Raw genomic sequence first — 7,148 nt, 5'->3', positions numbered from 1 at the left:
GCGGTCGGCACGCCCGTTGCTCGCGCGGGCGGCGGCGTGCGCCGGCTGCGCCCTGTCGGGATGCTTGGGCTCGGCGACGGCCGCGCCGGGCAGCGCGAAGGTCGCCAGCACCAGAGCCAGGACCAGGAGGCGGGCGAGGACACGCGTCCCCGCCCGCCGGCTCGCTGCGCTCGCCCTCACCCTGGACGTCCCCGCCCGCCGGCTCGCTGCGCTCGCCCTCACCCGTCGGCCGACAGCCATGGGGACCCCCCATGTCCTTGGGGCGGTGCGCCACCCGCGGTGCCCCGGCTCGACCGCTGACGCTAACCGGCGTGCAGACGCGATGCAAGCGGTTTCTGGTCCGGCGACGCCGGTCCGGCGCGTGCTTCGTGGAGCCAGGCTCGTCGGTGGTTCTTGTCCGGCGACGCCGGTCGGCGCGTGTTTCGTGGAACCAGGCTCCGCGAAGTTCTGCGCGCGGCAGCGGCCCGTCCGGTTGTCCATGGGCCGCGGTGGCGACGCTGCACCCGGAGGGCATCGTGGTGCGCGGCTGTACCGAGTGCCACTCGGCGTCGCGTTTGTCCGTCGTCGGCGGGGGCATCTGTGTATCAGCAACCACACCGGCTCCCTCGCCTCCCTGGACCCCGTGGCCGAAGGACCCACAACCCGGACAGGGAAGAGTCATGGACATCGCCGGATACTGTGAGTCATGCGATCGCTGGTTCGCCTGCATCGACGACGACATCGACCGGTTCGTCTGCGCGCGGTGCGGTCGGCCACCGATCCGTCTGAAGAGCCGGCCCACCGCCGCAACGACAAGGTCATGTCGATGGTCGGAGCCGGCGACGCGCGCGGTCGGTGACCTGATCGCATGACGCTCACCCGGGTGACCGGGTCCGTTCCCCCAGTGTCGCGGCTGAGCGCCCCGCGTCTCAGCGCGTGTCCGGCTCCATCGCCGCGATGTTCTCGAGCTCGTCATCATCGGGATCGCTGACCGCGAGGAACGCGTCCACGATCTCGACCGCCACGTCCGGCGCGGTCCGCTTGAGGCTCATCGCGAGGACGTTCGCGTCGTTCCACCGGCGGGCGTTGTGCGCGATCCACGGCTCCCATGCGAGCGCGGCGCGCACACCGGGCACCTTGTTCGCGGCGATGCTCGTCCCGGTGCCGGTCCAGCAGAGCACGATCCCGACGTCAGCGGATCCGTCGGCGACAGCGGTCCCGATCTCGCGCGCCATCGTCGGCCAGCCGCAGTCGGCCGCCACGACGCGCACGTCGTGGCCGCCGGCCCGAAGATGATCGAGGACGGCGACGACCGTCGGTGACGTGTCGTCGGCTCCGAAGCTGATCCGCATCGGTCTCCTCCTGCAGGGGTGTGCGGCCACCCTGCCACACCGTCGCATTGCCAGCGGAGTGGCCGCCGCCGGTCTCGGCACGTTCGCGTTGCTTCCCCGACAGGCACGGACTCAGCTGATTGGGTGCGTGACGGCAGGTATGACCACGGTCTCGGTGACCGACGCCGGTAGCGGTGCGCGCGCGCGCAACTGTCGGCCGCCGGCTTCCCGCGAGAGCTGACGATGTCGCGGCGTGCGCGGGCGAGCGCGTGTGCAGGCCGTGGCGTGGTATCCGTTGCCCATGGTCCACGTGCGGGCGACCGTCGTGAGTGCCCGCTGCCAGTTCCCACGGGCCGGAAAGGCCACCGATGTTCACACATGTGCCCGTCGCGTTGCGCGACCGCGTCGTCGACCAGTCGACGGCGATGGCCGAGGCGGCCCGCAGCGGCGTACGCATCGGTTCCGGCCTGGGCACGTCGGAGCCGCACCGCTTCTACGCCGACCTGTGGAACCACATCCGCGAGCACGACCTGCGCGACATCGAGATCCGGCAGGCGCTGTTCATGACCCCCCATCCGTTGCTGGTCGGAGACGCGGTCGCTGCGCATGCGGGCGCGGGCCACGACGGTGACGACGGCGACGGTCTCGTCGACCGCATCCGCACGTCGGTCGCCGACCGTCTCGATGACGCCGCCCGACTACGGCATCTCGCCGAGCACCTGGAGGAGCTGCGGGACCGCCAGGTGCGGTTCGTGTCGGCCTTCATGGGGCCGGCCACGAACCGCATCGTGCCCGACACGGCCGCGACGCGACTGCTGGCGCCGGAGCTGGCCGGCCGCAACATGGCGACCACTGGCCGGATCGCGTGGCAGCCCGTGCACTTCCCGGACGCGCAGTGCCTGGCGTACGCCCCCGACACCGGTGAGCCACGCGTCGACCTGTACGTGTGCACCGTCACGCCACCGCGCGCGGACGGCATGGTCAGCTTCGGCCCCTCGAATGGTGCCGACGGAGACATCGTCGGACGGATCCTCCAGCGCCACGATGTGGCGCTGCTGGTCTACGTGAACCCGCGTGCGCCGTGGATCGACGGCGTCGACGTCGCACCGAACGGGTTCGACCTGCACGCGCTCGAGCCGCTGGCGCGGTCGGGTCGGCTCTGGCTGGTCGCCGACGACGCACCGTTGCCGGGGCTTCCCCGCGGGGCCTTCGACACAGCGACCGGAACCGAGGCGCAGATCGCCGCACACGTCGTGGACCACATCGCCGGTCACGGCTGGGCGGCGGGGCGTGCACTCCAGGTGGGCATCGGCGGTACGGGCAGCGAGGTGGCGCGACGCCTCGCCGGCACCGGGTGGCGGGGGCGCCTGTACACCGAGATGCTTGATCCCGTCGCGTTCTCGTTGCTCGATGCCGGTGTGGTGTCGGGCTCGCACCTCGTCGTCGGCGGCCGGCGACGCCGCCTGGACGACGTGGTGGTGTCGACGTTCGCGATGGGGGAGCGGGGCTCCGACTTCTACGGCCGCCTTGGCGACGGCCGCGTGCGCATGGCCGCGGCCAGCGTCGTGCTGCAACCCGACGCGTTCGCCGGCGGACTGGGTGTGAACGACATCCTCGGCATCGACTTCCACGGGCAGGTCAACGCCACCGGCCGGGACGCGACACCGTTCTCGGGCATCGGCGGCTCGGCGATCATCCACCGCGGCCTCGCGGTCGGCGGGGTCGCCTACCTGTGCCTGCCGTCGACCCACACTGCGCCGGACGGGCAGCGCCGGTCGTCGATCTTTGACTTCCTGCCACGTGGCACACCCGTGGGCCTGACCACCGCTGACCTGATGGGCACGCGGGACGGCGCGCGGTTCCACCTCGCAACGGAGCACGGGGTGGTGCAGATCAACGGCGTCGATCAGCACACGCTCGTGCGCCGGCTGGTGTCCGTTGCGGATCCCGAGTTCCGCGACGACCTCGCTGCCGCCGCGTGGGACGCGCTACGCATCCGCGTGTGACCGGTGTCAGCGACGCAGTTCGGCCCGGACCACGCGTCCGCGCTCGTCGATCACGCCGAGGCAATGGCCCCGCGACCGCACCGTCCGGATGACCTGCGGCAGCGCGACCACCGTCGCATCGCTCTTCTCGGTGTCGTGCAGCAGCACGACGGCGCCGCGACCGACCTGCGCGGTGACGGTGTCCACGATCTCGTCCGGCGTGTGGTCGTCCTGCCAGTCACGGGTGTCGACCGACCACATCCGCACGCGGTAGCCCTGTGAGCGCAACGTCCGCCGCACCCGCTTGTTGACAGCGCCGAACGGTGGGCGGACCAGGTGGCTGCGGGGCAGGTCCGCCGCCGCGAGCGCATCGTTGGTGCGCGTGACCTGCGCGATGATCTCGTCGTCGGACCGCTCGGTCAGATCGACGTGGTCGTAGGTGTGGTTGTGGATGCGGTGGCCGGCCCGCGCCAACTGTCGCGCCTGTCGTGGGCGTTCGTCGACGGACTGCCCGATCACGAAGAACGTCGCAGGGGCACGGTGCTCGGCGAGGATGGCCTCCACCCGGGGGGTGTTGCGGCGGCTGGGGCCGTCGTCGAACGTGAGGGCGACCGGTCCCTGCGGGCACGGGCTGCGCGCGGGTGGGGGTGGTGCCGCGGCCGGTTCCGCGTCGGGCGCCGCCATCGACAGCGTGCCCAGCACGATCCCCGCAACGACCACAGTGATCCCCCAGTGCGCCGCCAGGTGACCGGCCCGGGCCCGTTCCACCGCGTGTGCCTCCGACCTCGGACCCGGGGCTCGGGTCCCCAACCGTGGATCGCACGTACGTCTGATCCGCCGACGAGACCACGGTCGTACGGCGGTGGGAGCAGCGTATCGATCGGACCCCGCCGATCCCGGGAACCTGCGCGATGCGGTCGGGGCTCTCGATCGCCCGCGGCGTCTAGGGTGACGTCATGGACGCAACCAAACCGGCCGTGACCATCCCGGCCGACACGACGCCGGGCAGGCAGCTCAAGATCACCGACATCGACGTCGGTGACGGTCCCGAGGCGACGCGTGGTCAGCGCGTCGAGGTCCACTATGTCGGGGTGGCATGGAGCACCGGCGAGCAGTTCGACGCGTCCTGGGACCGCGGCGAGCCGCTGCGGTTCCGTCTCGGAGCCGGCGAGGTGATCACCGGCTGGGACCAGGGTGTCGAGGGCATGCGCGTCGGTAGCCGTCGTCGCCTGACGATCCCGCCCGCCCTGGCCTACGGTTCGCGCGGGGTCGGTGGTGTGATCAAGCCGAACGAGACGCTGGTGTTCGTCGTGGATCTCGTCTCGGTGGGCTGACCGGCCGTGCGCCCGACAGCACGGCATCCGCGCCCGGGACGCGCCGGAAGTAGCCGAGCCGCACACCGACGCGTTGACCTGGTCGGCGTGGCGCCGGATGCTGCACATCTGACGCGCGACCGGAGGTACGACGATGGCGCGCGTGCTGCTGCCCGTCCTGGTCGGTGCGGCGCCGTGTGTCGCCGTCGGCGTGATCTTCGCTTCGGTCGAGGGTGCGCTGGTCGGAGCCATCCTCGGCGCGGTCGAGGCACTGTTCGTAGCGATCGTGGCGATCGCGGTGCATGCGGGCTGGCGTCCGGTCGGCCTTCGGTGCTCTGTTGGCGACGGTCCCCTTCGCCATGCCTGCCTTCTGTGTGACGGGGATCGCGCACGGCGGCGGAACGCTGGCTTCTCAGACGACCTCGTGTACCTCGATCATCGGGTTGCCGCCGTGATCGGTGTCCCGCTGATGGTCATGGCGCCGGTCGGCGGCTGGATGGTGGTGGCGCGGCGCGAGGCGCGCTGAGGTCGGCGCGTCGTTGCCCCGTGTCAGCCGCGGTCAGCGGTGTCGAAGAAGCCGTCGGCCACCGCCTCAAGCAGGATCGTCGCGACCGCGGCGGGCTGCTGTGCGTGCAGATCGTGGTCGCCCGCCAGCCAGTGGGCTCGGGCACGTGGGAGCGCGCGGACGGCCGCCTCGACGTGCTCGTGCTTCTCCCCGGTGAACGCCGAGCCAGCGCCGCTGTCCGCCGGGATCAACTGCACCGGCACGCTGATCTGCGGGTACAGCCGCGGCGGGCGTTGCTCCCAGAGCGCGCGGAGGATCTTCATGTGAAGGTCGCGCGGGAGCCGGGCGCGTGCTGTCCCGTCGTCGGTCTCCTCCAGGTTCGCCAACGTGCCGGCGATGCCCTCCTCCGGCCAGTCCGGGTGCTCGCGCCGGATCCACCGTGCCATCTGTGCGAGCGTGATTCCGTCCATCGCGGGCGGTGCGAGTTGCGCTGCGCACTCCTCCCACTCCGGAAAGCGGCGCTGCAGATCGATCGTGCCGCCGTCGATGCCGGCGACACCGACAACGTCGTCATCCCACCGCGCTGCGGCCTCGAGCACGACGTTGCCGCCCCAGGACTGGCCGACCAGCACCGGCAGGTGCGCCCGTTCGGCGGCCAGCAGTCGCCGCAGATCGTCGGTCACGGTCGCGAAGTCGTAGCCGTCCTGTGGACGGTCCGACCTGCCATGGCCGCGCTGATCGACGGCCAGCACCCGGTGGCCGGCATCATGCAGATGACGCGCGACGCCGTCCCACACGCGTGCGTTGGACGCCAGACCGTGGACGAGCACGAACGTCGGCGCCATGCCACCGGCCCACCGGCGCACGGCCAGGCGCAGGTCGTCGCGTACGCGGACGTGCCCGTCGGACACCCCAGCGGCGGCGGTCGCGGTCTCGCGGTCCACATCGGTCATGTCCGTGCCTCCGGTCGCTCCGCGGCAGGGGTGCGCGGGTGCGTGCGCGCCGCTGCACGTAGTTGGTCGACGACCCGGGCGAGCGCCACCGAGGCGTCAGGAGGTCGCCGTGACGCCTGCCGCCCGCGGATGACCGCGGTCACGTGGTCGACCATCGACTGGTACATCGCACCGCCGGGGCCCGTCAGTGCCACTGTCACCCCGTCGCGCCGCGTGCCGGTGATCGTCCTGTCGCCGACACCCGGGGTGAAGGCGCGGGTGACGCGCAGCGCGCCGTCCGTCCCTACGACCTCGAGCGTCTGCGACTCAGGCGCATCGAACGAGCAGCACAACGCCGCGGTGAAGCCGGAATCGAACGACAGCCACGCAGTGAAGGTCGCGTCGACGCCCTCGTCGGTGACCATCGCGTCGGCGGTCACGTCCGGCAGGTCGTCGCCGGCCCGCCACCCGGCTGTGTGCAGCAGTGGCTCCAGGCAGTAGATGCCGACGTCCAGCAGCGCCCCGCCGCCGGCGTCCGCGCGCCATCGGTGGTCGGTGGGGTCGCGGTGCGGGAAGGTGAACCTCGCCGTCCCGTGCAGCGGCCGGCCGACCCAGCCGTCGGCGATCAGCCGTTCCCAGCGCGCCGACCGGGGGTGAAACGGCGTCATGTACGCCTCGAACAGCGTCACACCGGAGGCCGCGCACGCATCCGCCATGCGACGTGCGCCCTCGGCGTCGGGTGCCAGCGGCTTCTCGCACAGCACATGCTTGCCAGCCGCGGCGGCGGCGAGCGTCCACGGCTCGTGCTGGTCGTTCGGCAACGGGATGTAGACGGCCTCGACCGCGGGATCGGCGATCAGGTCGGCGTAGTCGTCATGGCGCCGCGGCGCCCCGCGGTCATGGTCGGGATCCGATCGGCTCGCGGTCGCCACGACCTCGGCATCGGTGCTGGCGGCGAACGCGTCACGCAGCGCAGCCGTGTAGATGAACGAGGTGGCGCCCAGCACGCCCCATCGCACGGGCTCGGGCACGTCGGTCACGAGCGTCGGTCGGCGCGGGTCGTCGGGGGATGCACGACCGCGCATCGTAGCGGCCGATCGCCG

The 7,148-nt window shown here is 72.0% G+C and carries 8 protein-coding genes; 3 read left to right on the top strand and 5 right to left on the bottom strand.

The annotated features are described in order from the left end of the window. Nucleotides 1–180: hypothetical protein (locus VFZ70_00140; GenBank protein HEX6254195.1), on the bottom strand; the 180-nt coding region annotated here is incomplete at its 3' end. A 728-nt stretch (nt 181–908) separates the two neighbouring features. Further along, complete coding sequence (locus VFZ70_00135) at nt 909–1,331, bottom strand: RpiB/LacA/LacB family sugar-phosphate isomerase (protein HEX6254194.1); 423 nt, start codon at nt 1,329–1,331, stop codon at nt 909–911. A gap of 347 nt (nt 1,332–1,678) precedes the next feature. On the opposite strand from VFZ70_00135, the gene VFZ70_00130 reads away from it, so the two are divergent. Next, entirely contained in the window at nt 1,679–3,316 is a 1,638-nt protein-coding gene (locus VFZ70_00130; GenBank protein ID HEX6254193.1) for an acetyl-CoA hydrolase/transferase C-terminal domain-containing protein, read from the top strand. A 6-nt stretch (nt 3,317–3,322) separates the two neighbouring features. On the opposite strand, the gene VFZ70_00125 is transcribed toward VFZ70_00130, so the two are convergent. Further along, entirely contained in the window at nt 3,323–4,063 is a 741-nt protein-coding gene (locus VFZ70_00125; GenBank protein HEX6254192.1) for a polysaccharide deacetylase family protein, read from the bottom strand. Nucleotides 4,064–4,251: 188 nt separating this feature from the next. Here VFZ70_00125 and VFZ70_00120 point away from each other — a divergent pair, with 188 nt between their 5' ends. Both VFZ70_00120 and VFZ70_00115 read left to right on the top strand, forming a co-directional pair. After that, the gene (locus tag VFZ70_00120) at nt 4,252–4,629 is read left to right on the top strand and encodes an FKBP-type peptidyl-prolyl cis-trans isomerase (protein ID HEX6254191.1); all 378 of its coding nucleotides are present in this window, start codon (nt 4,252–4,254) and stop codon (nt 4,627–4,629) included. 133 nt (nt 4,630–4,762) lie between these two features. Continuing rightward, nucleotides 4,763–5,134: a hypothetical protein gene (locus VFZ70_00115; GenBank protein ID HEX6254190.1), complete on the top strand. Its 372-nt coding sequence runs from the start codon at nt 4,763–4,765 to the stop codon at nt 5,132–5,134. Nucleotides 5,135–5,157: 23 nt separating this feature from the next. Here the strand turns inward: VFZ70_00115 and VFZ70_00110 are convergent, their stop codons facing one another. Further along, nucleotides 5,158–6,066 (bottom strand): alpha/beta hydrolase, encoded by a 909-nt coding sequence (locus VFZ70_00110; protein ID HEX6254189.1) that lies wholly within the window; start codon nt 6,064–6,066, stop codon nt 5,158–5,160. Further along, a complete protein-coding gene (locus VFZ70_00105; protein ID HEX6254188.1) occupies nt 6,063–7,130 on the bottom strand; it encodes a Gfo/Idh/MocA family oxidoreductase in 1,068 nt (355 codons plus the stop codon). Before VFZ70_00105 ends, VFZ70_00110 begins: the two co-directional genes overlap by 4 nt. Between the last annotated feature and the right edge of the window lie 18 nt (nt 7,131–7,148).

The sequence above is a fragment of the Euzebyales bacterium genome (genome assembly GCA_036374135.1).
Lineage (GTDB): Bacteria > Actinomycetota > Nitriliruptoria > Euzebyales > JAHELV01 > JAHELV01.
Note: the sequence above shows the minus strand (reverse complement) of the source record. Positions and strands in the feature narration are given on the sequence as shown.